The organism is Tessaracoccus sp. ZS01, assembly GCF_022342445.1.
Classification (GTDB): Bacteria; Actinomycetota; Actinomycetes; order Propionibacteriales; family Propionibacteriaceae; genus Arachnia.
Window position 1 is genome coordinate 730911 of record NZ_PQFE01000001.1, and the last position, 22994, is coordinate 753904.

Genomic DNA, 22994 nt, shown 5'->3' on the forward strand with positions numbered 1-22994 from the left:
CGGGTGCGCCGGAGGTCACTCCTCCGGCGCGTACCAGCGTTCGACGTCGAGGTACCAGCCCACGGCCAACTCACGGCCGCGCTCCATCCAGTCGGCATCGGTCCCGGTCACCAGATCGGTGAGCTCCCCCGGGTCCTCGGCGACGTTGAATACCTCGTCGCGGCGATCCCCGAAGTGGTGGATCAGCTTGCGGTCGCCGTCGAGGACCGCAGTGCAGCGCCCCCGGACCCAGCAACTCACGATGACCGGCCCCTGCGGCTCCCCGCTGTACAACGAGGGCCGGTACTCGACGTCACTGACCAGGTCGAAGCCGAGCGCGTCGACGGCGGTGGGCATCAGGGCGAGCTGGTTGGCCGGCCCTTCGATCAGTTCCGGCGCCCGACGGGGGTCGTGCACCAGCATGGGCACCCGGATGCCCTCTTCGTAGATGGTGTTGTCGTGCTGGTAGAGCTGGTGCTCGCCGAAGCCTTCACCGTGGTCACCGGAGATCACGAACACCGTGTCCTCGTAGAGGCCCAGTTCCTTGAAGAGGTCGATCACGTGGCCGACGAAGCGGTCCTGCAGGTGCACGGCGTTGAGGTACTTGTTCATCAGCGGGCGGTCCACGAAGTCGATCAGTTCGTAGCCCGGGACGTTGTAGTCGTGGTGCGCGGTCACCGTCAGCATGCCCAGCATGAACGGCCCGTCCTGCCTCTTGAGCCAGCGGCGTACCGGCTCCAGCATGATGTCGTCCTCGTAGCCGAAGTAGTTGGCCTTGCTGAAGCCGGTCTTGTCCATGCCGTCCACCGGGGTGAACTTCTGGAAGCCCAGGTTCGCAGCGGTGCCGCGGCGCCGCTCGAAGTGTTCCGTGGCCGATTGGAAGAAGGCGGTGCTGTAGCCCTCATCTGCCAGGAGTTCAGGCAGACAGCGCTGCGGCAGCCCGTTCTCGTCGGCCTCGGTGTTGCGATTGTCCGGCGGCGGCGCCATCCCGCAGTGGATGGAGACCAGCGACTTCGAGGTGTGGGGCAGCACGGTGTAGCCCCGCTCCGGACGCACACTCTGCTCAGCGAGGGCGTCGAGCACCGGGGTCACCGGCTGGCGCGTCTCCGGCAGGGCGGAGGTGGCCCGCTGGGACTCGAGGGTGATGACCACCACGTTGCGGTGCCGCTCCCCCGGACGCGGCACCAAGCGCGTGCTCTCAGGATCAGCCAGTGGCGCCCCTGAGGCGAAGGCCTCCGGATAGGCGGCCGCCTCCTTGATGGGAGAGACGGCCAACTGCACAGCCGGGGACAGCGCGAACGAGGCGGACGCGGTGGGCGCCGTCCACGTGGCGGCGATGAGCAGCAGCACCGCGCCAGCCAGGCCCACGCGTCGGGTGACGGGGCCGGCCTCGCCCGTGAACAGGCGCGCGAACACCTTCCCCAGGAGGAGCGGGGCGACCAGGGACCACAGGACGACGCCGACCAGGAGGCCGATGAACGTGGCGTCGACCTGCGAACCGAGGAGCCCGGAGAGCGCTTCGGCCTCGCGGATCGCCAGCGCGATCTGGGCCGGGGTCAACGGATTGCCGGTGCGCAGCGCATAGGAATGGTTCACGACCATGAAGACGCCGATGGCTGCGGTGAGCACCTGGGCCAACACAACCGCGGCGGAGCGCAGCCTGGGCCGGCGGAGGTACAGGAGGGTGACGGCCCACAGCACACACCAGAAGAGGCCGAAGGCGACGTCGGAGGACAGTTTCGTGGCCCTCTCCGCGAGCCCCGCGCTGGGGTAGAACCGGTCGATCCGGACCACCTTCAGCCAGACCCCGAGCACCGCGAACGGCGCCATGAGAACGGCCAACCGTCCCCATGGCCAGCGTTCGGCAGGTGAACGAGAGGTGGACTCAGAGTTAACAGTCATGGAGCGAGCAATGCTACTTGCCTGCAGGTGTCACTCCAAAGCGCCGTTCACGGCGCCATTCTCAGTACCGGAAGATGGCCCGCACCGGGGGCGCCGCCGAGTCCTCGCTCACTGCCAGGGAACCGGAATTGCGCAGCGTGTGCGCGATCACGGCATCCACTTCGTCGACGACCAGGTGGGGCTGCCCGTCCGGCGCCGCGCTCGGCCGGCGGAGCAGCAGAGTGTCGACCCTGCCCTCCTCCGCCGCGGTGGCGATGCTGGCCAGATCCTCCGAGGCCCTGCCCGTGCCCACCAGTTCGTTGTAGCGGTCAGCCAACTGGGCGTCGTCCTCGCGCAACGCGCGCTCCGCGATGGGCCAGGCCCGTGCGTGCAGTTCCTGGGCGCTCAACCTGTCCGGGTTGCCGGTCACCATCTCGTCGACGATGTTCCTGCGCCCGCTGATGGAGCGGAAGGTGGCGCCGTGTTCCGCGACGCCGGCCAGGACCAGCGGACGGGTGGCACCCCGGCCCAGCACCTCGTCCACGGCGGTGGCGATGTCGCGGAAGAGCCGCTCAAGGTCCACAGCGGCCACGTCCCTGTCCCCGCCGTGCCCGTGGAAGTTGGCCATGTCGCCGCCGCGGCTCTGCGCCGAGCTCTGCAACTGGACCTGGTGATCGCGGCCGATGAAGACCTCGTCCACCGCCGTCGGCGTGTCCTCACCGAGGGACAGTTCCCCGATCGCGTTGCGCGTTCCCTCGAACAGTCGCACACGGTTGGCGGACAGTGCCAGCACGTCGAACGAACCGCCCACCGCTGACAGCACACCCACGAGGGGTGCGAGCCTGGGGTGGTCGCCCACACAGACCTCCTCGCGCAACGCCAGCGGCAACCGGAAGGTGCGCAGCGCCCCCGGTGCGGCGTACACGGCCAGACCGTCCGACTGGTGGAGCCAGAACTCACGGTCTGCGACGAGCTCGCGCAGGGCGGGCAGCACCTCGGCCAGCCCGTCTCTGGCAGCGAGCTCGCCCTCAGCCAGCTTCAGCATGTTCTCGTACTGGGATCTGGCGGCGAGTGTCTCGCGGCCGGTGCGCTGCGTGGGAAGCAGGATGCTGACCCACGGCCCTTCGGTGATGGTCGCCTGGGCGAGGAACTCCTCGTCGACGATGTCGAGGTTGGGCAGTGTCCGTTCGGTCATGGGCCTTACCTTTCGTTGGGGTCCGGTTCCGTAGACGATCAACCCTACCCAGCAGGCACGACGCTGTGAACAGATCGTGGATGAATCACGATCAGGGCTTGCAGCCCCAGGGCTGGAGGCCGCGCTGGTCGTACAGACGGTTGGCCACGGTGATCTGCTCCTCGCGGGTGGCCTGGTGCGGGTAGGCCGCGAAGTCCGTGCCGCCGACGCTGCGCCAGGTCTGCAGGTTGAACTGCAGGCCGCCGTAGTAACCGTTGCCGGTGTTGATGTTCCAGCGGTTGGTCGACTCGCAGCGCGCGATGGTGTCCCACATGGAGGAGCGGCGCAGGTCGAGGCCGGAGCCTCCCGAGGAGGCCGGCTCGGAGCTGTCAGCGGGGGCAGCGTCGGGTTCCGGTGCCGGAGGGGGCGGCACCTTGGTGCCGACGGTGGTCACCTGGTTCACCGGCTTCTTGAGCACCTCGGTGGAGACGAGCGCGGACGACTTCAGCACGCCGTCCTCGTAGACGTTGGTGTAGGTCTCGAGGTTTTCACCGACCACACCCTTGGTGGTGACTTCCTTCTCGCCCTTGAGCATCTTGCTGGATTCGCTGGTGGTCTTCTCGAACGCCACCGCGACCTTCTTGGTGGACGGCTTGACGTCGACCCTGACGAATACGACGCCCATGCCGTCTTCGAGGGCGGTTTCCGGGCTGGGGGTCACCTTGTCGTCGGCGTCCGGGGTGACGCCCACCTCGGCCAACGCGTCGGCGACGGTGCCGGCGAGGCGCACGGGCTTGGCAGCCCCGGCGACGGTGACCGTCAGGTCGCGGGCGGTGAGGATGTCGACGGAGAGGCCCTCGCGGCCGATGGCCGCGGAACGGGAGGCGGAGAGCTTGGAATCGGCGGCGTCGAGGCGCAGCATCTTCAGGGCATCTCCGACGTTCTTCGCGGTGGTCCAGACCTCGCGCTGTTCGCCGTCGATGGTGACGTCGAGCGGGCGCGCGTAGGCGATGCTGATCTCGAGGCCGTCGACGACGGTGGTCTCCAGCGCCGGCAGGACGACGTCGTGGGGCCCGGGCTCGATGCCCTCGAGTTCGAGGACCTGCGCGACGGTGTTCTCGCGGACCGCGATGGTCTTGGCCACGCCGTCGACCACCATGGTGACGTCGTCCTTGTCCAGCGCGCTGGCAACGCCCACGCCGCCGACGAGTGCCAAGGCGCTGACGCCTGCGATGACCGGGGTCCAGATCTTCTTCGCCATCTGTTCGAACAGTCCTCTGATCGGGGATCGCTGGTTCCCAGCGAGAACAGATTAACCCCTGCCTGAGAGGATTCCAAAAGAACTCTGAGAATCTCTCAGCCAGGGGTCGCGTCTGTCCCCTCAATGGGGAGGGGTGAAGGTGTCAGGCTGTGACGTCCGGCTGGATGTCGATGCGCCAGCCGGTGAGGCGGGCCGCGAGGCGTGCGTTCTGGCCCTCGCGGCCGATGGCCAGCGACAACTGGTAATCCGGCACGATCGCCCGGCAGGCCCTGGCCTGCTCGTCGACCACCGTCACCGACAGCACCTTCGCGGGCGAGAGAGCGGCGGCCACGAACTCCGTGGGGTCCTCGGAGTAGTCGACGATGTCGATCTTCTCCTCCCCCAGTTCGTTCGTCACTGCACGGACCCGCTGGCCCATGGGGCCGATGAACGCGCCCTTGGCAGACACGTTGGGGTCCAGCGACCGCACGGCGATCTTGGTGCGGTGGCCGGCTTCGCGGGCGACCTCGCAGATCTCGACGACGCCCTGCCCCAGTTCCGGGACCTCGAGCGCGAACAACTTGCGGACCAGGTGCGGGTGGGTGCGCGAGACGATCACCTGCGGGCCGCGGAGTTCGCGTCGGACGCTCACCACATAGACGCGCAACCTGCGGCCGTGGCTGTAGTCCTCACCGGGAACCTGCTCGGCCAGCGGCATGAGCGCCTCGAACTTGTCCTGGTCGCCCTTGCTGATCAGCACGCGCACGGCCTTGGAGTCGCGGTCCTGCTGCACGATGCCGACGATGACATCACCCTCGGTGGCGGAGAAGTGGCCGAACTTCTGCTCGTCCTCCGCCTCGCGGATCCGCTGGAAGATCACCTGCCGCGCAGTGGCGGCGGCGATCCGGCCGAAGTCCTCCGGGGCGTCGTCGAAGTAGCCGATGATCTCGTCGTCGTCGTTGAATTCGGGGGCCAGCACGGCGGCCTTGCCCGTCTTCCGGTTGATCTCGACCTTCACGCCGCGCAGTGCGTTGGGGGTCTTGCTGTACGCGTTGAGGAGCGCGTCCTCGAGCGTCTTGAGCAGATACTCGCGATCGATCCCGCGCTCGCGCTCAATGAGTGTCAGTGAAGCCAGATCGACATCCATGTCAGTTCTCCTCGTCCTCGTCGCCGTCCACCGGGCGGTTCATTTCCACCTGGACGACTGCCTTGTTGATGTCAGTGAGAGCCACCGTGCGCTCGGAGCCGTCGACGTCGAGCGTGACGCCCTCCTCATCGGCGCCGACGATACGGCCGACGATCTCGCCGTCCGCCAGCCAGAGCTGCACCAGGCGGCCGGTGTTGCGGCGGAAGTGCTTGGCCTCGGTCAGCGGCTTGCTCACGCCGCGCGAAGACACCTCGAGGGTGAACGGGTGGTCCCCCACCACCGGGCTCTCGTCCAGCGCGTCCGAGATGGCGCGCGACGCGGAGGCGATGTCGTCGAGGAGCGGGCCGCGACCCTGGGGGCCTTCGCCATCCACCGTGAGCCGGAGCACGGAGCGCTTGCCCATACGGGTGACATCGAGGCTGTCGAGCTCCAACCCGTGCTGCACGAGGATTGGCTCGATGACAGCCACCAACTTGGCTTCTTGCATGTGGGTGCTCCGTATCCGGTTGTACGCCTGATTGTGAGGCCCCAGCATACCCACGCACTACGCTGGCCGCATGTCCGTCTCCCGTCGCTCCGCGCTTGCGCTGCTCACCCTCGGAATCACGGGATGCACCACGAGTCCGCTGATTCTCGGTGGGCCGGACACCCGCACCGCTGCGCTGCCCGAGCCGTCGCCTGAGCCGGCGCGCTCCCCGGAGGCCACCCTGGCGCACCAGTCGGTGGCGGATCTGCGCGCACTCGTCGCGGCGCTGGCCGACTCCCCGCACTGGGAGGCCCAGCCCTGGGCCGTCGCTGCGCTCGCGCAGTGCGACGCCCACGTGGCCCGCCTCGCTGTGCCGGACCCGCTGTCGGACATCGACCTGGAGCCCTTCGAGGTGGCTGCTGCGCCCGTCACTGCCCCGAGCGCTCCCGGGGTCGCGACCAACCGGCTCGAGGCCGCCGTCTCCCGTGCCGGGGATGCGCTCGAGGACATGGCGACCCGGGCCGGGGACGGGGACCTCAGGTTGTGTTACGCCTCGATGGCCACCGCGGTGCTCGGCCTGCGCAACCAGGAGGTCGCGCCGGTGGAGGGCGAGGCCGCCGTGCGGCGTCTGCAGGCGACCACCGTCGAGGCGTCACTGCCCATCCTGTTGGGCCATGTGTGGGCGCTGATCTACGGGCTGGGTGTGGGCCTGGGCAGGATCAGCCAGGACAATGCCCTCCACGCCACGGGGCTGGTCCGCCTCAACCGGGCACGTGAACTACGCAACACCCTTCGCGACAGGCTCGGCACCGAAGCCCCCGAACAACCGGCGGCGTTCGACCTGCCCACGACGATGGACAGCCTCGAGACCATCCGCGCCGGCTGGGGGTTGCTGGAGACGCAGGTCCTGAACGGATTCGCACGCCTGGTCGCGGCGGATCCCGATCCGCAGTGGCGCGCCGGCATGCGCGGCCAGGTGGCGCCGGTGCAGGAAACCGGCACGGCGCTCACCTGGTGGCCGGGGTGGTTGGCCTAGAGGACGGCCAACACCTCCTCGACGATGTCAGCGACGGGGACCTCGCGCTTCTCGCCCGTGGCGCGGATGCGCAACTCGACGACCCCGTTGGCCAGGCCGCGGCCGACGACCACGATGATGGGCATGCCCAGGATCTCCGCGTCCGCGAACTTCACGCCGGGGCTGGCCTTGCGGTCGTCGAAGAGCACCTCGACCCGCTTGCCGTCGAGCGCCTCTGCGATGCGCTCAGCCTCCGCGAAGACCTCGGCGTCCTTGCCGGTGGCGATCACGTGCACCTGGAACGGCGCCAGGCCCAGCGGCCAGCTGAGACCCTTGTCGTCGCTGGTGGCTTCCGCGACGGCGGCCACCGCGCGGGACACGCCCACCCCGTAGGAGCCCATGGTGACGGTGACGAGCTTGCCGTTCTGGTCCAGCACCTTGAGGCCGAGGGCCTCGGCGTACTTGCGGCCGAGCTGGAAGATGTGGCCCATCTCGATGCCACGGGCCAGCGTCAGCGGGCCGGAGCCGTCGGGCGCCGGGTCGCCCTCGCGGACGTCACCGACGTCGAGGATGCCGTCAGCGGTGAAGTCACGCCCGGCCGTGACACCGGTGAGGTGCTGGTCCTTGACGTTGGCGCCCGTGACCCAGTGCGTGCCGGTGACGACCCGCGGGTCCACGAGGTACTCGATCTTGGTGGAGGACTCCTTGCCCAGGACCCACCCCCCGTCGATGGACACCGGCGACATGAACCCGACGACGAGCTCCGGGTAGTTCTTGAAGTCGTCCTCGGTGAAGGGTTCCGCAGCGGCGGGCTCCAGCGCAGCCTCGAGACGCTTGGCATCGACCTCGCGGTCGCCCGGGAGGCCCACGGCCAGGGGCCGCTTCTTACCGTCGGGGTCCGTGACCATGAACAGCACGTTCTTCAGCGTGTCGGCGCCCGTCCAGGTGCGCTCCGGAAGGTCACGGTTGAGCAGCTCGACGACAGCGTTGATGCTGCCGGCGCCAGGCGTGTCGAAGACGGCCATGGCGGGCGCGTCGGAGACGGGCAGCTTCGCGGGGGGCGCGACGCGCACGGCCTCGACGTTCGCCGCGTAACCCCCGGGCGAGCGCACGAAGGTGTCCTCACCGTTGGCGGCCACGGCCAGGAACTCCTCCGAGCGCGAGCCGCCCATGGCGCCGGCCATGGCCGACACGATCACGAACTCGAGGCCGAGCCGCTCGAAGATGCGCTGGTACGCCTGTCGGTGCAGCTGGTAGCTGGCCTCCAGCCCCTCGTCGTCCACGTCGAAGGAGTAGGAGTCCTTCATGATGAACTCGCGACCGCGCAGCAGGCCGGCGCGGGGCCGTGCCTCGTCGCGGTACTTGGTCTGGATCTGGTAGAGCGAGAGCGGCAGGTCCTTGTACGAGCTGTACAGGTCCTTGACCAGCAGCGTGAACATCTCCTCGTGCGTGGGCCCGAGCAGCATGTCGGTGCCCTTGCGGTCCTGGAGGCGGAACAGGTTGTCGCCGTAGTCCGTCCAGCGGCCCGTCGACTCGTAGGGTTCACGCGGCAGCAGCGCCGGGAAGTGCACCTCCTGCGCGCCGATGGCGTTCATCTCCTCGCGGATGATGGCCTCCACCTTGCCCAACACCTTCAAGCCCAGCGGCAGCCAGGAGTAGATGCCGGGTGCCGCTCGACGGATGTACCCGGCGCGGACCAGCCACCGGTGGCTGGGCACCTCCGCGTCAGCCGGGTCCTCACGGAGGGTGCGAACGAACAGGGAGGAGAGCTTTGAAATCACGGGCTGAGTCTACCCATCAGGACAGACATCGAAATTCAGCCCCACAATGACTCCCGGAACGGGCACGATGGGCGCGTGAGCACCCTCTCGGCCGGGCAGCCCCCGAGCACCGTCCCCCGCCTCATCGTGGGCAGCGCCCTGATGCTCTTCATGGAACTGGCGCTGATCCGCTGGCTCGGCTCCAACGTCGTGCACCTCTCGTACTTCTCCAACTTCGTGCTGCTGGGCTCCTTCCTGGGCATCGGCGCCGGCTTCCTGATCGCCCGCAAGCGCTGGTCCATCGTGCCGTGGACGCCGGTGTTGCTGGCGCTGCTCGTGTTCTTCGTGTGGGCCTTCCCGGTGACCATCGACCGCACCGGCGACGCCATCATCTACTTCACCTCCCTGTCTGCCCAGGGTCCTCCGGCATGGCTGGCGCTCCCGGTGATCTTCCTCTTCGTCGCCGCCATCCTCGCCGGACCGGGCGAGGTGGTGGGCCGGTGTTTCGCCGAGTTGGAGAACCTCAACGCCTACCGGTGGGACCTCATCGGTTCCATCATAGGCATCTCGCTGTTCACCCTCCTGTCATTCCTGAGGGCGCCGTCGGTGGTGTGGGGTGTGCTGGTCGTGGCGGCCCTGATCTGGCTGGCCTGGGGACGCCACCGCCTGGTGGCGATCGTGGCGGGTGTGGCCATCGTCGGTTCCCTGCTCGCCGAGACCGTCACGCCCGGGGTGACCTGGTCCCCCTACTACAAGGTGACCCAGCGCGACATCGGTCGTTCCTCCGACGGCAACGCACTCCACCTCATCACGGTCAACGGCATCCCCCACCAGGTCATGGGTTCGGCCGAGTACAAGCTCAACGAGGCCGAGCGGTTGTACCGCACCCCGTACGAGCGGATGGCGGCGGAGAAGCCCGGCCGGGTCCTGATCGTGGGCGCCGGCTCCGGCTCCGACGTGGCGATCGCCCTCAAGCAGGGGGCGGAGCACGTGGACGCCGTGGACATCGACCCGCGGATCATGGAGATCGGGGCCGAGCTCAACCCGGACCGCCCGTACTCCGACGCACGGGTCCGCCGCATCGTCAACGACGGCCGGGCCTTCCTGGAGACCACCTCGGAGAAGTACGACCTGATCCTCTTCGCCCTGCCGGACAGCCTCGCACTCGTCAGCGGCGCCTCACAGATCCGCCTGGAATCCTTCCTCTTCACAGAGGAGGCGCTCGCCTCAGCCAGGGAGCGGCTCACCGACGACGGGGTCTTCTCGATGTACAACTACTACCGCGAGGACTGGCTGATCGACCGCCTCGGCGGCATCGCCCAGGAGTCGTTCGGGCATGCCCCGTGCGTCGACCTCCTGGGTGGCGGGCAGGCCGTGGTGACCGTCGCGAAGAACCCCGATGCGCAGGTCTGCGGCACCGACAACCACGTGCTGCCCGCAGACCGCATCGCGCCGCCCACGGACAACGCACCGTTCCTCTACTACCGGGGCGACGGCATCCCTGCGACGTACCTGTGGGTGCTGGCCGGCATTCTGCTGGCCTCCGCGGTCACCGTCCGCGCCCTGGGTGGGCCGTTGCGGCACATGCGTCCCTATGCGGACCTCTTCTTCATGGGCGTGGCGTTCATGCTGCTGGAGACCAAGTACATCGCCTCGTTCGCGCTGTTGTTCGGCACCACCTGGCTGGTCAACGCGCTGGTGTTCGGCGGTGTGCTGCTCGTCGTGCTGCTGGCCGTCGAGACCACCCGACGGTGGCGCACCCCTCCCCTCGCCTGGCTCTTCGCGGGGATCGGGGTCGCCATCGCGCTGGCCTACGTGGTCAAGCCGGAATGGTTGCTGGGCCTGCCCTACGTGCCGCGGTTGATCGTGGCCGTCGCGCTGGCCTTCGTGCCGATCTTCCTGGCCAACGTCGCCTTCGCCAAACGCTTCGCGGCCGCCGACAACGGCCGTGCGGCGTTCGGGCTGAACCTGCTGGGGGCCCTCGTGGGTGGCTGCCTGGAGTACGCCGCGCTACTGACCGGGTACAGCAACCTGCTGATCCTGGTCCTCGTCATCTACCTGGTGGCATTCGCGCTGGCCCCGAGACAGGACGGGCGGATCGTGGCTCAGTAGTGCACCGTCGCCAGCGCCCCCACCTCGACGAAGCCGAGGTGCTCGTAGCTGCGGATGGCTGCGGTGTTGAAGTCGTTGACGTACAGGCTGATCAGCGGGTACTGGTCCATGATCAGGTGGCACATCCCGGCCAGCGCCGGCACGCTGATCCCCCGGCCGCGCAGGTGCGGAGCCACCCACACCCCCTGGAGCTGCGCCTGCCCGGCGAGCTTCGGGCCGAGATCGGCCTTGAAGATCACCGTGCCCTTGCCGTCGACGATGCCGTAGGCGTCGCCCTGCCTGAGGCGGTCGCGCACGAAGCCCTCGTAGCCGCCGCCGTACTTGAACGGCGAGCTGCCGATCTCGTCGGTGTACATGTGCACCGAGGCCTCGAGATAGCTCGGGTAGTCGTCGAGGGTCAGTTTGCGCACTCGCCTGTCCGGCGGGACCTCGGGCAGGTGATCCAGCACCATCAGGGGCTGCCGCTTCCGTACGTTGGAGACGCCGCCCCACGCACCGCGATACCGCTCGGCCAGGCCCACGAACAGGCCCAGCACCGAAATGGCCGGGCCGAGGATCGACGTGCAGCGGCGGATGGGCCCCAACTTCTCGACGTAGACGGGCAACGCCTCCGGGTCGAAGCCCGCGATGAAGAGAGTGCCGCCGTCGAGGAGGACGGAGGTGAGCTCGCCCTCGCGTTCGTAGCCGTAGACGGCGCCGAGCCGGCGCCGGTCCAGGCCGTAGGTGGCCACCCGGGAACTCAGGAAGAGGTTCTCCACCGGGCTCTTGGCCAGGAATTGGGCGACCCGTTCGCGGTCGCCCGCCCCCATCGTCGTCAGCCCTGAAGTCATGGGCGAAACTCTAGGGCCAACATGGCCAGAAAGGACGCCCGGTCAGGAAACAGAGATTTCGGGGGAACCGACTTCACCCATCTCTGCGGCGAGGCGGCGGGCTTCGAACAGGAGGGTCTCCACGATCTCATCCTCGGGCACGGTCTTGATGATCTCGCCCTTGACGAAGATCTGACCCTTGCCGTTACCGGAGGCGACGCCGAGGTCCGCTTCGCGGGCCTCGCCCGGGCCGTTGACGATGCAGCCCATGACGGCCACGCGCAGCGGTGCCTGCATGCCCTCGAGACCCTTGGTCACCTGCTCGGCCAACGTGTAGACGTCGACCTGCGCGCGCCCACAGGACGGGCACGAGACGATGTCCAGCTTGCGGGGGCGGAGGTTCAGCGACTCCAGGATCTTGAGGCCCACCTTGACCTCTTCTGCCGGCGGGGCGGAGAGGGACACCCGGATGGTGTCGCCGATGCCCTGGCTCAGCAGCGCGCCGAAGGCCACGGAACTCTTGATCGTGCCCTGGAACGCGGGACCGGCTTCGGTGACGCCCAGGTGCAGCGGGTACTGGCACTTCTCGGAGAGCATCTCGTAGGCGCGCACCATCACGACGGGGTCGTTGTGCTTGACGGAGATCTTGAAGTCGTAGAACCCCACCTCCTCGAACAGCGAAGCCTCCCACAGAGCGGATTCCACGAGGGCCTCAGCGGTGGGGGCGCCGTACTTCTGCAGCAGGCGCTTGTCGAGCGAGCCGGCGTTGACGCCGATGCGCAGGCTCACACCCGCGTCGGCGGCCGCCTTGGCGATCTCGGCGACCTTGTCGTCGAACTGCTTGATGTTTCCGGGGTTCACGCGCACGGCCGCACAGCCGGCGTCGATGGCGGCGAACACGTAGCGCGGCTGGAAGTGGATGTCGGCGATCACGGGGATCTGCGACTTCATGGCGATGATCGGCAGCGCCTCGGCGTCGTCCTGGCTGGGGACGGCGACGCGCACGATGTCGCACCCGGTGGCGGTCAATTCCGCGATCTGCTGCAGGGTGGCGTTGATGTCGGTGGTCTTGGTGGTGGTCATCGACTGGACGCTGATCGGCGCGTCGCCGCCGACCTCGACCTTCCCGACCCGGATCTTCCGGGTGGGGCGGCGGGGGGCGAGCACCGGCGCAGGCGCTGGGGGCATACCAAGGTTCACGGACATGTGCGACAGCCTACTCTGCTGGTCAGAAAAGTCGGATCGGGGAAATGAGGTCGGCGGCGATCAGCACGAGGCCGCCGAGCAGGAGAAATGCTCCCACAGCGTAGGTGACGGGCAGCCCCTTGGCGGTGTCGACCGGCCCCGGATCTGGCCGTCCACGGAGCCGCGCGAACTGGCGACGGAGCCACTCCCAGAGGGCGCCGGCGACGTGCCCGCCGTCGAGCGGCAGCAGCGGCACCAGGTTGAGGAGTGCCACGAACAGGTTCACCGCACCGAGCAGCGACAGGTAGGACGCCACCTTGTCGGCGGTGCCGAGTTGGTCCGTGGTGGTGATCTCCCCCGCCACCCTGGAGGCCCCCAGGATGGAGATCGGGGAGTTGACGTCGCGAGGTTGGCCGGTCACCAGGTCCGCGGCCACGCTCCAGATCCGGGCCGGGAAACTCATCAGCGCGACGGTGGACTGCTTCGTCATGTCCCACATCTGCGCCGCGGTGGTCAGGGGTCCGGCCTTGGTGAGCTCCTGGTTGGGCGACACCCCGAAGAAGCCCGCCTCCACGAACTTGGTCGGGTCGAGGCGGTCCGGCACATGGTTGAGCACGGTGTCCACCGTCGGCAGGGTCACCTCCTCGCCGTCGCGCTCGACGACGACCGTGGCCGGCCGGTCACGGTTGGTCCGAACCAGGTCCCCCATCTGGTCCCAGCTGGTGAGGGCGACTCCGTTGAAAGAAACGAGGGTGTCCCCCACCTGGACGCCCGCTTCGACCGCCGGCGTGGGCGGGTCGTCGGCCGTGCAGGTGCGATCCTCGCGCTCCGCGGACACCACGCACTCCCACATCTGACCGACGGTGAGCGTGGGCTGGTAGGTGCCGTGGAACACGTTGATGCCGAGGAAGATGAGGAAGGCCAGCAGCACGTTCATCGCGGGCCCGCTCAGCATCACGATGACCTTCTGCCAGGTCTTCTTCTGGTAGAACAACGAGCCGTCGTCCTCGGGCCGGATGGAGTCCCACTCGAAGGAGCGCGCCTGGTCAGCGACCCGCGTCAGCCACGTCTGTTTCGCACCCGGCCTCTTCGGCGGGTACATGCCGACGAGCCGCACGTAGCCACCCAGCGGGAAGGCCTTGACGCCGTATTCCGTTTCGCCGCGGCGCACTGACCACAGCGTCTTGCCGAAGCCGACGAAGTACTGCGTGACCTTGACGCCGAACAGCTTGGCGGGCACCAGGTGGCCCACCTCGTGCAGCGCGATCGACACCATGATCAACGCGAAGAACAGCACCGCGAACAACACGGTGAGCAGCACCGTCATGCGGTCGCCCCTGCGAGGACCCCGGCGCGCGTCCTGCCCCACTGGTCTGCGGCGATGACGCCCTCCAGGGTGAGGTCGCCGTCGGCGACGTGACCGTCGGCGAGGTGTTCGTCCAGGCACTCCCCCACGATCCGGGTGATGTCCAGGAAGCCGATCCGTCCGTCCCAGAACGCTTCGACGCAGGCCTCGTTGGCGGCGTTGTAGACGGCGGGCGCCGTGCCGGCCGCCCGGCCCGCACGGCGGGCGAGTTGGACCGCAGGGAAGGTGTCGTCGTCGAGGGGTTCGAACGTCCAGGTGGCCGACGTCGTCCAGTCACAGGAGCGGGCCGCGCCTTCGAGGCGCTCGGGCCAGGTCAGGGCGATGCCGATGGGCAGCCGCATGTCCGGCGGTGAGGCCTGGGCGATGGTGGACCCGTCGTGGAACTCCACCATCGAATGCACGATGGACTGGGGGTGCACGGTCACGGTGATGTCGTCGTAGTCTACGCCGTAGAGCAGCGCGGCCTCGATGAGTTCCAGCCCCTTGTTGACCAGGGTGGCCGAGTTGATGGTGATGACACGGCCCATGTCCCAGGTGGGGTGCGCCATGGCCTCCTGCGGCGTGACCGCCGCGAGTTCGTCGCGTGAACGGCCGCGGAACGGGCCGCCCGAGGCGGTGAGGATGAGCCTGCGCACCTCGTCGGCGCGGCCCGAGCGGAGGGCCTGCGCGAAGGCGGAATGCTCAGAGTCGACGGGCACGATCTGGCCGGGCTGCGCGGCCTCGGTGACCAACCGGCCGCCGATGACCAGCGACTCCTTGTTCGCGAGCGCCAGGGTGCTGCCCGCGGCCAGGGCCGCGAGGGTGGGCTCCAGCCCGGCGGCCCCGGTGATGGCGTTGAGCACCACGTCCGCGCCCACCGCGGCAAGTTGGGCGGAGGCCTTGGGGCCGAGGATGAGTTTCGGCAGCCGGTACTCGCCCTCTACCCAGCCGCGCTCATTGGCCGCGTCGTACAACGCCCGCTGGAGGTCCCGCGCGGCGCTGGCCTTCGCGAGGGCCACGGTTTCCGGTTCGAACTCGATGATCTGGCGGGCCAGCAGTTCGATGTTGCCACCGGAGGCCGATAGGCCCACGACCCGGAACTGCTCCCGCCTGGAGGCGATCACGTCAAGGGTCTGGGTACCGATCGAGCCGGTGCTGCCGAGGAGAACGATGCTGCGCACCCCCTGAGTATCCCACTGTCCACAACTGGGGCCGCCGCATAGGATCGGCACCATGTCTCAGGCCTCTGTTCCCCCGCCCGGCACCCCGGTCCCCTTCGCCATCACGAAGTGGGCCGCCGTGAACAAGCGGCGCGTCGACGAACTGGTGTGGCGCAACGAGGTGGGCGGGATCACGGCCCGCCTCGTCGCCGACGACGTCAAGCCGTTGTACGCCAAGTGGAGCCCACACGACCTCGAGCCCGAGGCGGAGCGCCTCAGTTGGCTGTCGAGCCGCTTCCCCAGCCCACGCATGGCCGACTACGAGGAGCTCGACGACGGCTGGCTGATCGTCACCGTCGGTCTCCCTGGTCGTCCCGCCGTCGAGTGGCAGGACCGGCCGGACATCGCGGCCCGGGGTCTGGCTATGGCGCTGGCGCAACTGCATTCGCTCGACGCGACGGACACGCTCTTCGACGCGCCTGAGTGGGTGGGTGACCAACACGACGTCCGCGACCTGTCGATCGTGCACGGCGACGCCTGCGTGCCCAACCTCCTGCTCGGGGACGACGGTGGCCTCGTCGGGATGGTCGACGTTGGCCACCTCGGGGTCGCCGACCGCTGGGCGGACCTCGCCGTCGCCTCCTGGTCGCTCGAACACAACTTCGGCCCCGGTGCCGACCAGGAATTCTGGGCTGCGTACGGCGAAGCGCCGGACCCTGACCGGATCCGGCGCTACCGCGACCTGTATTTCGCCCCCTCGTCGTAACCCGCCCGCAGGCCGGCCACGCCGCGTGGCGGCTGATCAGACGAGGCCGAAGGCCTGCATCGCCGAGGCGACCTTCTCGAAGCCGGCGATGTTGGCGCCGACCACGTAGTCGCCCGGGGCGTCGTAGGAGTCTGCCGTCTCAGCGCAGATCTCGTGGATCTGGCGCATGATGTTGGTGAGGCGCTCCTCGGTGTACTCGAAGGTCCACGAGTCACGCGACGCGTTCTGCTGCATCTCCAGCGCGGAGGTGGCCACACCGCCGGCGTTGGCCGCCTTGCCTGGGGCGTAGAGCACGCCGGCTCCCTGCAGAGCATGGATGGCGTCAGGGGTGGTGGGCATGTTGGCGCCCTCAGCCACGACCTTGACACCGTTCTTGATCAGGGTGGCGGCCTGCTCGAGGTTGAGCTCGTTCTGCGTGGCGCAGGGCAGCGCGACGTCCACCGGGACGTCCCAGATGCAGCCGCCGGCGTTGCCGAGCTTCGCGGAGGGACGACGGTCGACATAGTCGCTGACGCGGCCGCGTTCGATCTCCTTGATCTGCTTGAGCAGATCGAGATCCACGCCCGCCTCGTCGACGACGAAGCCGGTGGAATCAGAGAAGCCGATGACGGTGGCACCCAGCTGGGCGGCCTTCTCCGCGGCGTAAATGGCCACGTTGCCGGAGCCGGAGACGACGACGCGCTTGCCGTCGAAGCTCTCGCCCCTGGTCTTGAGCATCTCATCTGCGAACACGACGGTGCCGTAGCCGGTGGCCTCGGTGCGGACGAGGGAGCCGCCCCATCCGATGCCCTTGCCGGTGAGCACGCCGGACTCGTAGCGGTTGGTGATGCGCTTGTACTGGCCGAACATGAAGCCGATCTCGCGGCCGCCCACGCCGATGTCGCCCGCGGGGACGTCGGTGTATTCACCGAGGTGGCGGTAGAGCTCGGTCATGAAGGACTGGCAGAAGCGCATGACCTCGCCCTCGGACTTGCCGCGGGGGTCGAAGTCGGAGCCGCCCTTGCCGCCGCCGATGGGCAGGCCGGTCAGGGAGTTCTTGAAGATCTGCTCGAAGCCCAGGAACTTGATGACGCCGAGGTAGACGCTGGGGTGGAACCGCAGGCCGCCCTTGTAGGGGCCGAGCGCGGAGTTGAACTCGACGCGGAAGCCGCGGTTGACCTGCACGTCGCCCTTGTCGTCCTGCCACGGCACGCGGAAGATGATCTGGCGTTCGGGCTCACAGATGCGCTCGAGCATCTTGGACTCGAGGTACTCAGGGTGCCGCTTGATCACGGGCTCCAAGGACTCGAAGACCTCACGCACAGCCTGGTGGAACTCGGCCTCACCAGGGTTGCGTGCTACGACGCTCTGGAAGACAGCCTCCAGCTTGGGTTCCATCGGTTCTCCTTTTGCCTGTTGGGACACTGGCGCGTCGATCTTACGACCAAGCGGCGCCGGATTTTTCATCGGGTCACCTGACGATCACCAGGGGCGCACGCAACTACGTCTGGTCGACGCTCGCGGCGAGTTGGCCGCAGGCGCCGTCGATCTCCTGGCCGCGGGTGTCGCGCAGCGTGACGGGCACGCCACGGCGTTCCAGGGTTTCGATGAACGCCTTCTCGTCGGCTTTGCGCGACGCTGTCCACTTCGAGCCCGGGGTGGGGTTCAGCGGGATGAGGTTGACGTGCACCCAGCCCCAGTCGCCGCGCTTCTTGAGCACCTTGGCCAGCAGTTCGGCACGTGCCACCTGGTCGTTGATGTCGCGCATCATGGCGTACTCGATGGAGACGCGGCGCTTCGTGGCGTGGGCGTACTCCCATGCCGCGTCGACGACCTCGTCGACCTTCCAGCGCGTGTTGATCGGGACGATCTCGTCGCGCAGTTCGTCGTCGGGGGCGTGGAGGGAGACGGCCAGGGTGAGCGGCAGCCCCTCCGCAGTGAGCTTCTGAATGGCCGGCACCAGCCCGACGGTGGACACGGTGATGCCACGCGCGCTCATGCCGAACCCGTTGGGCCCGGGCTCGAGGAACGTACGGATGGAGCCCATCACCGCCTTGTAGTTGGCCATGGGCTCGCCCATCCCCATGAACACGATGTTGTTGAGGCGCCCGGTGGCACCAGGCACCAGACCGGCGGCCAACTGCTGATCCGCGGCCATCACCTGTGCGGTGATCTCGGCCTGGGAAAGGTTGCGCTTGAGGCCCCCCTGCCCTGTCGCACAGAACGGGCAGGCCATGCCGCAACCCGCCTGCGACGAGATGCAGAGCGTGGTGCGGTGGGGATAGCGCATGAGCACGGATTCCAGCAGGGAGCCGTCGTGAAGCCGCCAGAGCGTCTTGACCGTGGTGCCGTCGTCGGTGCTGCGCCGCGTCATCTCCGTCAGGAGCTTCGGGAACAGCTGCTCGCCGAGTTCCTGGCGGATGTCCGCCGGGATGTCGGAGAACTGGTTGACGTCGTCCTCCAGGCGGTCGAACACGTGCCGGGAGATCTGATCAGCGCGGAACTTGGGCAGGCCGAGCTTCTGGGTGGCCTCGACGCGCTCTTCGAGCGAGAGGTCGAACCAGTGTGTGGGCGGCTTGCCGCGCCGGGGTGCTTCGAACACGAGCGGCAGGGTCTTGACAGTCATGACGCCTTCAAGGGTAGGTGGGAGGGGCGCTCAGGCGCCGAGGGCGAGGTGCAGGACGAGCCACCCGACGGGCACGGCCACGAGCATGGAATCGAGACGATCCATGATGCCACCGTGGCCGGGGAGGAAGTTGGACATGTCCTTGATGCCGGCGTCGCGCTTGATCAGCGACTCGACGAGGTCACCGACGGTGCCCGCCATGCTGATGAGGGCCCCGAGGATCACGCCGACCCACCACGGGGAACCCAGCAGGAACACGCTGCAGGCGGCGCCGATCCCCGCGGCGACGAGGACTCCCCCGCCGGTGCCCTCCCAGGTCTTGCTCGGGCTGATCGACGGAGCCATCTTGTGCCTGCCGAACAGGACCCCGGTGGCGTAGGCCCCGGTGTCGGAGGCGACCACCGCGGCGATCACGCTCAACATGCGCAGGTGGCCGCTGGAAGCCCCCATCACCAGCGGGACGAACACGCCCAGCAGCGGGATGTAGGCGATCAACAGGGCGCTGGCCGCGATGTCGCGGATGAAGCCTTCGGGACCGCGCACCATCCGCCCGACCAGGGAGGCGATCATCATGGCGCCCAGACAGATCACCACGAAGGTGGTGGGTTCGATGTTCAGGTCCTCGACGGAGACGAGATAGCCGCCGGCGACGCTCACCACGGTGCCGATGACCACGGGGAGCCACACGGCCTTCATCCCCTTGCGCAGCAGCGCCCGGTGCACCTCCACCACTCCCAACCCCAGCGCCGCAGTGGCGATGGCGATGAAGAGCCAGGGAACCCAGATGAGCCCGACCGCGACGCCTGCAAACAGGGCCACGCCGACGGCGATGGCGGCCGGGAGATCCCGGCCCGCCCTCGACTGGTTCTTCGGCTGGGCCTCGGTTGCCATCAGACCTCGAGAAGCTCGGCTTCCTTGTTCTTCAGGACCTCGTCGATGCTCTCCACGAACTTCTTCGTGGAGCTGTCGAGGGCCTTCTCGGCGCGGGACAGGTCGTCCTCGCCGATCTCGCCGTCCTTCTCGAGCTTCTTCAGGGAGTCGATGGCGTGACGGCGGAGGTTGCGCACCGCGACGCGGGCCTCCTCGGCCTTGTGCTTGGCCATCTTGATGTACTCCTTGCGGCGCTCCTCCGTGAGGTGCGGCATGACCACGCGCACGGCGTTGCCGTCGTTGCTGGGGTTGACGCCCAGGTCCGCGTCGCGGATGGCCTTCTCGATGGCGCCGAGCGCGCTGCGGTCGAACGGCGCGATCAGCATCGAGCGGGGATCAGGCGAGGTGAAGGTGGCGAGCTGCTGGAGCGGCGTGGGCGCGCCGTAGTAATCGGCCAGGAGCTTGTTGAACATAGCGGGGTGCGCGCGACCGGTGCGGATGGTCGAGAGGTCTTCGCGCGCGAAGTCCACCGCCTGCTGCATCTTGGTTGAGGCCTCTTGCTGAATCTCGGCGATCATGGTCTTGCTCCTTTGCTGGGGGTGGTGGTTAGCGCGAAACCAGGGTGCCGATGTGCTCACCGGCAACGGCGCGGGCGATGTTGCCCTTGGTGGACAGGTTGAAGAACACCATGTCGAGCCCGTTGTCGCGGGCCAGCGAGATGGCGGTGGCGTCGGCCACCTTGAGGTTCTTGGTCAGGAAGTCGTTGTAGCTGAGGTTCTCGAACTTCGTCGCGTCGGGGTTCGTCTTGGGGTCCGAGTCGTACACCCCGTCGACGCCCTGCTTGCCCATGAGGAGCACCTCGGCGCCGATCTCCAGGGCGCGCTGGGCAGCCACGGTGTCGGTGGAGAAATACGGCATGCCGGAGCCGGCACCGAAAATGACCAGCCGGCCCTTTTCGAGGTGACGCTCCGCGCGACGCGGGATGTAGGGCTCTGCCACCTGGGCCATGCTGATGGCGGACTGGACGCGGGTCTCGATGCCGGCCTTCTCGCAGAAGTCCTGCAGAGCGATCGAGTTCATCACCGTGCCGAGCATGCCCATGTAATCCGCCCGGTCGCGCGCCATACCGTGCTGCGACAGTTCGGCGCCCCGGAAGTAGTTGCCGCCCCCGACGACCACAGCGACCTGCGTGCCTGAGCGGACCACGTCGGCGATCTCACGGGCGATGTCTGCCACCACGGTCACGTCGACGCCGAGTTTGCCTCCGCCGAAAACCTCACCGGACAGCTTCAGCAATACTCGCGAATATCCCACTTGTTTCTCCTGGTGTGTTGGGGCGTGCACATGCGACGTGCGCCGCGACCACTGGGGTCGCGGCGCACGTAACTCTACTTCACTGAGCTGAGGCTCGCGTGATCAGGCACCCACAGCGAAGCGCGCGAAGCGCACGACCTCGGTGTTGCCCTCCTGCAGGGCGGCGCCCACAGACTTCTTGTCCTCCCAGACCGCAGCCTGGTCCACGAGCACGACGTCCTTGAAGAAGCCGGTGACGCGGCCTTCGACGATCTTGGTCATGGCGCCTTCGGGCTTGCCCTCTTCGCGGGCGGTGGCCTCGGCGATGCGACGCTCGTTCTCGACCAGGTCCGTCGGGACCTCGTCGCGGTTGGCCCAACGGGGCGACATCGCGGCGATCTGCAGCGCAGCCTGGTGGGCCAGCGTCTTGTCACCGGTGTACTCGACGAGGACACCGACCTGCGGCGGCAGGTCAGCAGCGCGACGGTGCAGGTACACGTGGCTGTCACCGGAGAACTGCGCAACGTCGGCCACGGAGATGTTCTCTCCGATCTTGGCGCCGAGTTCCTGGACCGCGTCCGCGACCTTGGCCCCGGAAGCGAGTTCAGCCGCGTTGGCGGCCTCCACGTCGGTGGCACCCGACTTGATGACGGCGTCGAGGATCTGGTCTGCCAGTTCGACGAATTCGGCGTTCTTGGCGACGAAGTCGGTCTCGGCGGCGAACTGGATCAGGGCGCCGTCGCGGCCGGCGACGATACCGTTGGTGGCTTCGCGGTCCGCGCGCTTGGCCTGCTTGGCCAAGCCGTGGATGCGCAGGCCCTCAATGGCCTTGTCGAAGTCGCCTTCAGCTTCGGTGAGGGCCCTCTTCGCGTCCATCATGCCCGCGCCGGTGGCGTCGCGGAGCTTCTTCACATCAGCGGCAGTGATTGCCATGTGTGGGGTATCCCGTCTACTTGATCGATTGGGTCAGTTGGCGTCGGTGGTGTCGGCCTCAGCGGCCTCTTCAGCGGCGGGAGCCTCGACGGCGGCCTCTTCAGCGGCAGGAGCCTCGACGGCAGCCTCTTCAGCGGCAGGAGCCTCGACGGCAGCCTCTTCAGCGGCAGGAGCCTCGACGGCAGCCTCTTCAGCGGCAGGAGCCTCGACGGCAGCCTCTTCAGCGGCAGGAGCCTCAGCGGCAGGAGCCTCAGCGGCAGCCTCTTCAGCAGCGGGGGCCTCGGCCTTCTCGGCGCCCAGCAGTTCGCGCTCCCAATCGGGCATCGGCTCGGCGGGGGTCTCCTCGCCGGAACGGCTGGAGGAGCGCTCGATGAGGCCGTCGGCGACGGCGTCGGCGATGATGCGGGTCAGGAGGGCGACGGAACGGATCGCGTCGTCGTTGCCCGGCACCGCGAAGTCGACCATGTCGGGATCGCAGTTGGTGTCCAGGATGCCGACGATCGGGATGTTCAGCTTGCGGGCCTCGTCAACGGCGAGGTGCTCCTTGTTGGTGTCGACGATCCAGACGGCCTGCGGGGTGCGCACCATGTCACGGATGCCGCCGAGGGTCTTGTCGAGCTTGGTGCGCTCGCGGTCCAGCTGCAGCAGTTCCTTCTTGGTGAGGCCCGAGCCGACGGTGTCGGTCAGGTCCATGCCTTCAAGCTCCTTGAGGCGCTGGATGCGCTTCGAGACGGTGCCGAAGTTGGTGAGCATGCCGCCGAGCCAGCGCTGGTTCACGAAGGGCATCCCGACGCGGGTGGCCTGGTCGGCGATGGCCTCCTGGGCCTGCTTCTTGGTGCCGACGAAGAGCACCTGGCCGCCGCGCGCGACGGTGGACTTGATGAAGGCGTATGCCTTGTCGATGTAGCTCAGCGAGAGCTGCAGGTCGATGATGTAGATGCCGTTGCGCTCGGTGAAGATGAAGCGCTTCATCTTGGGGTTCCAACGACGGGTCTGGTGACCGAAGTGAACGCCGGACTCGAGCAACTGGCGGGTGGTGACGACTGCCATGGTCGTGCCTTCCTGTGGTGCGGCTCTGCCGCACCTGAATCTGGTGGACTGGGTCCACGGGTGGTTGATGGGGCCCCGGAGGGGCCTTCTCCTGATGCGCCCGGTGCCGCACCTTCATCCAGTTGGTTGAAGGACCACGCGGCCACCGGCGGTTCCCCGCGCAGCGCATGCGATGTCAACCCAGACGGGTTGCAGGGTCCATGC

The 22994-nt window shown here is 68.0% G+C and carries 20 protein-coding genes; 3 read left to right on the forward strand and 17 right to left on the reverse strand.

Translation table 11 applies throughout. The features are described 5' to 3' along the window. Positions 1 to 15: 15 nt before the first annotated feature. The 5 genes from C3E87_RS03520 to rimP all read right to left on the reverse strand — a co-directional run bounded on the left by C3E87_RS03520 (position 16) and on the right by rimP (position 5908). Positions 16 to 1881, reverse strand: a complete 1866-nt coding sequence (locus C3E87_RS03520) for an LTA synthase family protein (RefSeq protein ID WP_083665360.1) — start codon at positions 1879 to 1881, stop codon at positions 16 to 18. A 61-nt stretch (positions 1882 to 1942) separates the two neighbouring features. Continuing rightward, entirely contained in the window at positions 1943 to 3055 is a 1113-nt protein-coding gene (locus C3E87_RS03525) for a hypothetical protein (protein WP_076059267.1), read from the reverse strand. Positions 3056 to 3146: 91 nt separating this feature from the next. Further along, positions 3147 to 4295 carry a resuscitation-promoting factor gene (locus C3E87_RS03530; RefSeq protein ID WP_076059269.1) on the reverse strand — a complete coding sequence of 383 codons (1149 nt, stop codon included), beginning with the start codon at positions 4293 to 4295 and terminating at the stop codon, positions 3147 to 3149. 142 nt (positions 4296 to 4437) lie between these two features. Next, positions 4438 to 5421: a transcription termination factor NusA gene (gene nusA, locus C3E87_RS03535; protein ID WP_076059271.1), complete on the reverse strand. Its 984-nt coding sequence runs from the start codon at positions 5419 to 5421 to the stop codon at positions 4438 to 4440. Between the two features lies 1 nt (position 5422). Continuing rightward, the gene (gene rimP, locus C3E87_RS03540; protein WP_076059273.1) at positions 5423 to 5908 is read right to left on the reverse strand and encodes a ribosome maturation factor RimP; all 486 of its coding nucleotides are present in this window, start codon (positions 5906 to 5908) and stop codon (positions 5423 to 5425) included. Between the two features lie 70 nt (positions 5909 to 5978). Between rimP and C3E87_RS03545 the strand changes: the two genes are divergently transcribed. Beyond that, positions 5979 to 6923, forward strand: coding sequence for a hypothetical protein (locus C3E87_RS03545; protein WP_076059275.1), 945 nt, complete (start codon positions 5979 to 5981; stop codon positions 6921 to 6923). On the opposite strand, the gene C3E87_RS03550 is transcribed toward C3E87_RS03545, so the two are convergent. Next, a complete protein-coding gene (locus tag C3E87_RS03550; protein WP_076059277.1) occupies positions 6920 to 8683 on the reverse strand; it encodes a proline--tRNA ligase in 1764 nt (587 codons plus the stop codon). The two genes, C3E87_RS03545 and C3E87_RS03550, sit on opposite strands and share 4 nt — an antisense overlap. A 75-nt stretch (positions 8684 to 8758) precedes the next feature. Between C3E87_RS03550 and C3E87_RS14830 the strand changes: the two genes are divergently transcribed. Further along, positions 8759 to 10774, forward strand: a complete 2016-nt coding sequence (locus C3E87_RS14830) for a spermidine synthase (protein WP_198928184.1) — start codon at positions 8759 to 8761, stop codon at positions 10772 to 10774. On the opposite strand, the gene C3E87_RS03560 is transcribed toward C3E87_RS14830, so the two are convergent. From C3E87_RS03560 to dxr, 4 genes are read right to left on the reverse strand one after another with little or no spacing between them, the layout of a single operon-like run. Then, positions 10768 to 11604, reverse strand: coding sequence for a GNAT family N-acetyltransferase (locus C3E87_RS03560; RefSeq protein ID WP_076059282.1), 837 nt, complete (start codon positions 11602 to 11604; stop codon positions 10768 to 10770). The two genes, C3E87_RS14830 and C3E87_RS03560, sit on opposite strands and share 7 nt — an antisense overlap. 42 nt (positions 11605 to 11646) lie before the next feature. Next, the gene (gene ispG, locus C3E87_RS03565; protein ID WP_076059284.1) at positions 11647 to 12789 is read right to left on the reverse strand and encodes a flavodoxin-dependent (E)-4-hydroxy-3-methylbut-2-enyl-diphosphate synthase; all 1143 of its coding nucleotides are present in this window, start codon (positions 12787 to 12789) and stop codon (positions 11647 to 11649) included. Positions 12790 to 12811: 22 nt separating this feature from the next. Beyond that, positions 12812 to 14095: an RIP metalloprotease gene (locus tag C3E87_RS03570; RefSeq protein WP_076059558.1), complete on the reverse strand. Its 1284-nt coding sequence runs from the start codon at positions 14093 to 14095 to the stop codon at positions 12812 to 12814. After that, positions 14092 to 15294: a 1-deoxy-D-xylulose-5-phosphate reductoisomerase gene (gene dxr, locus C3E87_RS03575; protein WP_076059286.1), complete on the reverse strand. Its 1203-nt coding sequence runs from the start codon at positions 15292 to 15294 to the stop codon at positions 14092 to 14094. Before dxr ends, C3E87_RS03570 begins: the two co-directional genes overlap by 4 nt. 52 nt (positions 15295 to 15346) lie before the next feature. On the opposite strand from dxr, the gene C3E87_RS03580 reads away from it, so the two are divergent. Further along, the gene (locus C3E87_RS03580; protein ID WP_076059289.1) at positions 15347 to 16039 is read left to right on the forward strand and encodes a phosphotransferase; all 693 of its coding nucleotides are present in this window, start codon (positions 15347 to 15349) and stop codon (positions 16037 to 16039) included. A 36-nt stretch (positions 16040 to 16075) separates the two neighbouring features. On the opposite strand, the gene gdhA is transcribed toward C3E87_RS03580, so the two are convergent. The 7 genes from gdhA to rpsB all read right to left on the reverse strand — a co-directional run bounded on the left by gdhA (position 16076) and on the right by rpsB (position 22790). Continuing rightward, a complete protein-coding gene (gdhA, locus tag C3E87_RS03585) occupies positions 16076 to 17416 on the reverse strand; it encodes an NADP-specific glutamate dehydrogenase (protein WP_076059291.1) in 1341 nt (446 codons plus the stop codon). A gap of 103 nt (positions 17417 to 17519) precedes the next feature. Then, positions 17520 to 18644 (reverse strand): 23S rRNA (adenine(2503)-C(2))-methyltransferase RlmN, encoded by a 1125-nt coding sequence (gene rlmN / locus C3E87_RS03590; protein ID WP_076059294.1) that lies wholly within the window; start codon positions 18642 to 18644, stop codon positions 17520 to 17522. A gap of 30 nt (positions 18645 to 18674) precedes the next feature. Further along, positions 18675 to 19535 carry a phosphatidate cytidylyltransferase gene (locus tag C3E87_RS03595; RefSeq protein WP_076059296.1) on the reverse strand — a complete coding sequence of 287 codons (861 nt, stop codon included), beginning with the start codon at positions 19533 to 19535 and terminating at the stop codon, positions 18675 to 18677. Then, a complete protein-coding gene (frr, locus tag C3E87_RS03600) occupies positions 19535 to 20092 on the reverse strand; it encodes a ribosome recycling factor (RefSeq protein WP_076059298.1) in 558 nt (185 codons plus the stop codon). The genes C3E87_RS03595 and frr overlap by 1 nt, the downstream gene beginning before the upstream one ends. Positions 20093 to 20120: 28 nt before the next feature. Next, the gene (gene pyrH / locus C3E87_RS03605) at positions 20121 to 20828 is read right to left on the reverse strand and encodes a UMP kinase (RefSeq protein WP_233120677.1); all 708 of its coding nucleotides are present in this window, start codon (positions 20826 to 20828) and stop codon (positions 20121 to 20123) included. A 102-nt stretch (positions 20829 to 20930) separates the two neighbouring features. Then, complete coding sequence (gene tsf / locus C3E87_RS03610; RefSeq protein WP_076059303.1) at positions 20931 to 21740, reverse strand: translation elongation factor Ts; 810 nt, start codon at positions 21738 to 21740, stop codon at positions 20931 to 20933. A gap of 33 nt (positions 21741 to 21773) precedes the next feature. After that, on the reverse strand, positions 21774 to 22790 hold the full coding sequence (gene rpsB / locus C3E87_RS03615; protein ID WP_076059305.1) for a 30S ribosomal protein S2: 1017 nt from the start codon (positions 22788 to 22790) through the stop codon (positions 21774 to 21776). Between the last annotated feature and the right edge of the window lie 204 nt (positions 22791 to 22994).

What these genes read in the sequence shown, in the direction of transcription:
- C3E87_RS03570 (WP_076059558.1), bottom strand. Translation starts at nt 14,095, where the DNA reads ATGACGGTGCTGCTCACCGTGTTGTTCGCGGTGCTGTTCTTCGCGTTG.
- nusA (WP_076059271.1), bottom strand. Translation starts at nt 5,421, where the DNA reads ATGGATGTCGATCTGGCTTCACTGACACTCATTGAGCGCGAGCGCGGG.
- C3E87_RS03580 (WP_076059289.1), top strand. Translation starts at nt 15,347, where the DNA reads ATGTCTCAGGCCTCTGTTCCCCCGCCCGGCACCCCGGTCCCCTTCGCC.
- rlmN (WP_076059294.1), bottom strand. Translation starts at nt 18,644, where the DNA reads ATGACTGTCAAGACCCTGCCGCTCGTGTTCGAAGCACCCCGGCGCGGC.
- ispG (WP_076059284.1), bottom strand. Translation starts at nt 12,789, where the DNA reads ATGTCCGTGAACCTTGGTATGCCCCCAGCGCCTGCGCCGGTGCTCGCC.
- C3E87_RS03530 (WP_076059269.1), bottom strand. Translation starts at nt 4,295, where the DNA reads ATGGCGAAGAAGATCTGGACCCCGGTCATCGCAGGCGTCAGCGCCTTG.
- C3E87_RS03595 (WP_076059296.1), bottom strand. Translation starts at nt 19,535, where the DNA reads ATGGCAACCGAGGCCCAGCCGAAGAACCAGTCGAGGGCGGGCCGGGAT.
- rimP (WP_076059273.1), bottom strand. Translation starts at nt 5,908, where the DNA reads ATGCAAGAAGCCAAGTTGGTGGCTGTCATCGAGCCAATCCTCGTGCAG.
- rpsB (WP_076059305.1), bottom strand. Translation starts at nt 22,790, where the DNA reads ATGGCAGTCGTCACCACCCGCCAGTTGCTCGAGTCCGGCGTTCACTTC.
- C3E87_RS03545 (WP_076059275.1), top strand. Translation starts at nt 5,979, where the DNA reads ATGTCCGTCTCCCGTCGCTCCGCGCTTGCGCTGCTCACCCTCGGAATC.
- frr (WP_076059298.1), bottom strand. Translation starts at nt 20,092, where the DNA reads ATGATCGCCGAGATTCAGCAAGAGGCCTCAACCAAGATGCAGCAGGCG.
- tsf (WP_076059303.1), bottom strand. Translation starts at nt 21,740, where the DNA reads ATGGCAATCACTGCCGCTGATGTGAAGAAGCTCCGCGACGCCACCGGC.
- C3E87_RS03520 (WP_083665360.1), bottom strand. Translation starts at nt 1,881, where the DNA reads ATGACTGTTAACTCTGAGTCCACCTCTCGTTCACCTGCCGAACGCTGG.
- C3E87_RS03560 (WP_076059282.1), bottom strand. Translation starts at nt 11,604, where the DNA reads ATGACTTCAGGGCTGACGACGATGGGGGCGGGCGACCGCGAACGGGTC.
- C3E87_RS03525 (WP_076059267.1), bottom strand. Translation starts at nt 3,055, where the DNA reads ATGACCGAACGGACACTGCCCAACCTCGACATCGTCGACGAGGAGTTC.
- gdhA (WP_076059291.1), bottom strand. Translation starts at nt 17,416, where the DNA reads ATGGAACCCAAGCTGGAGGCTGTCTTCCAGAGCGTCGTAGCACGCAAC.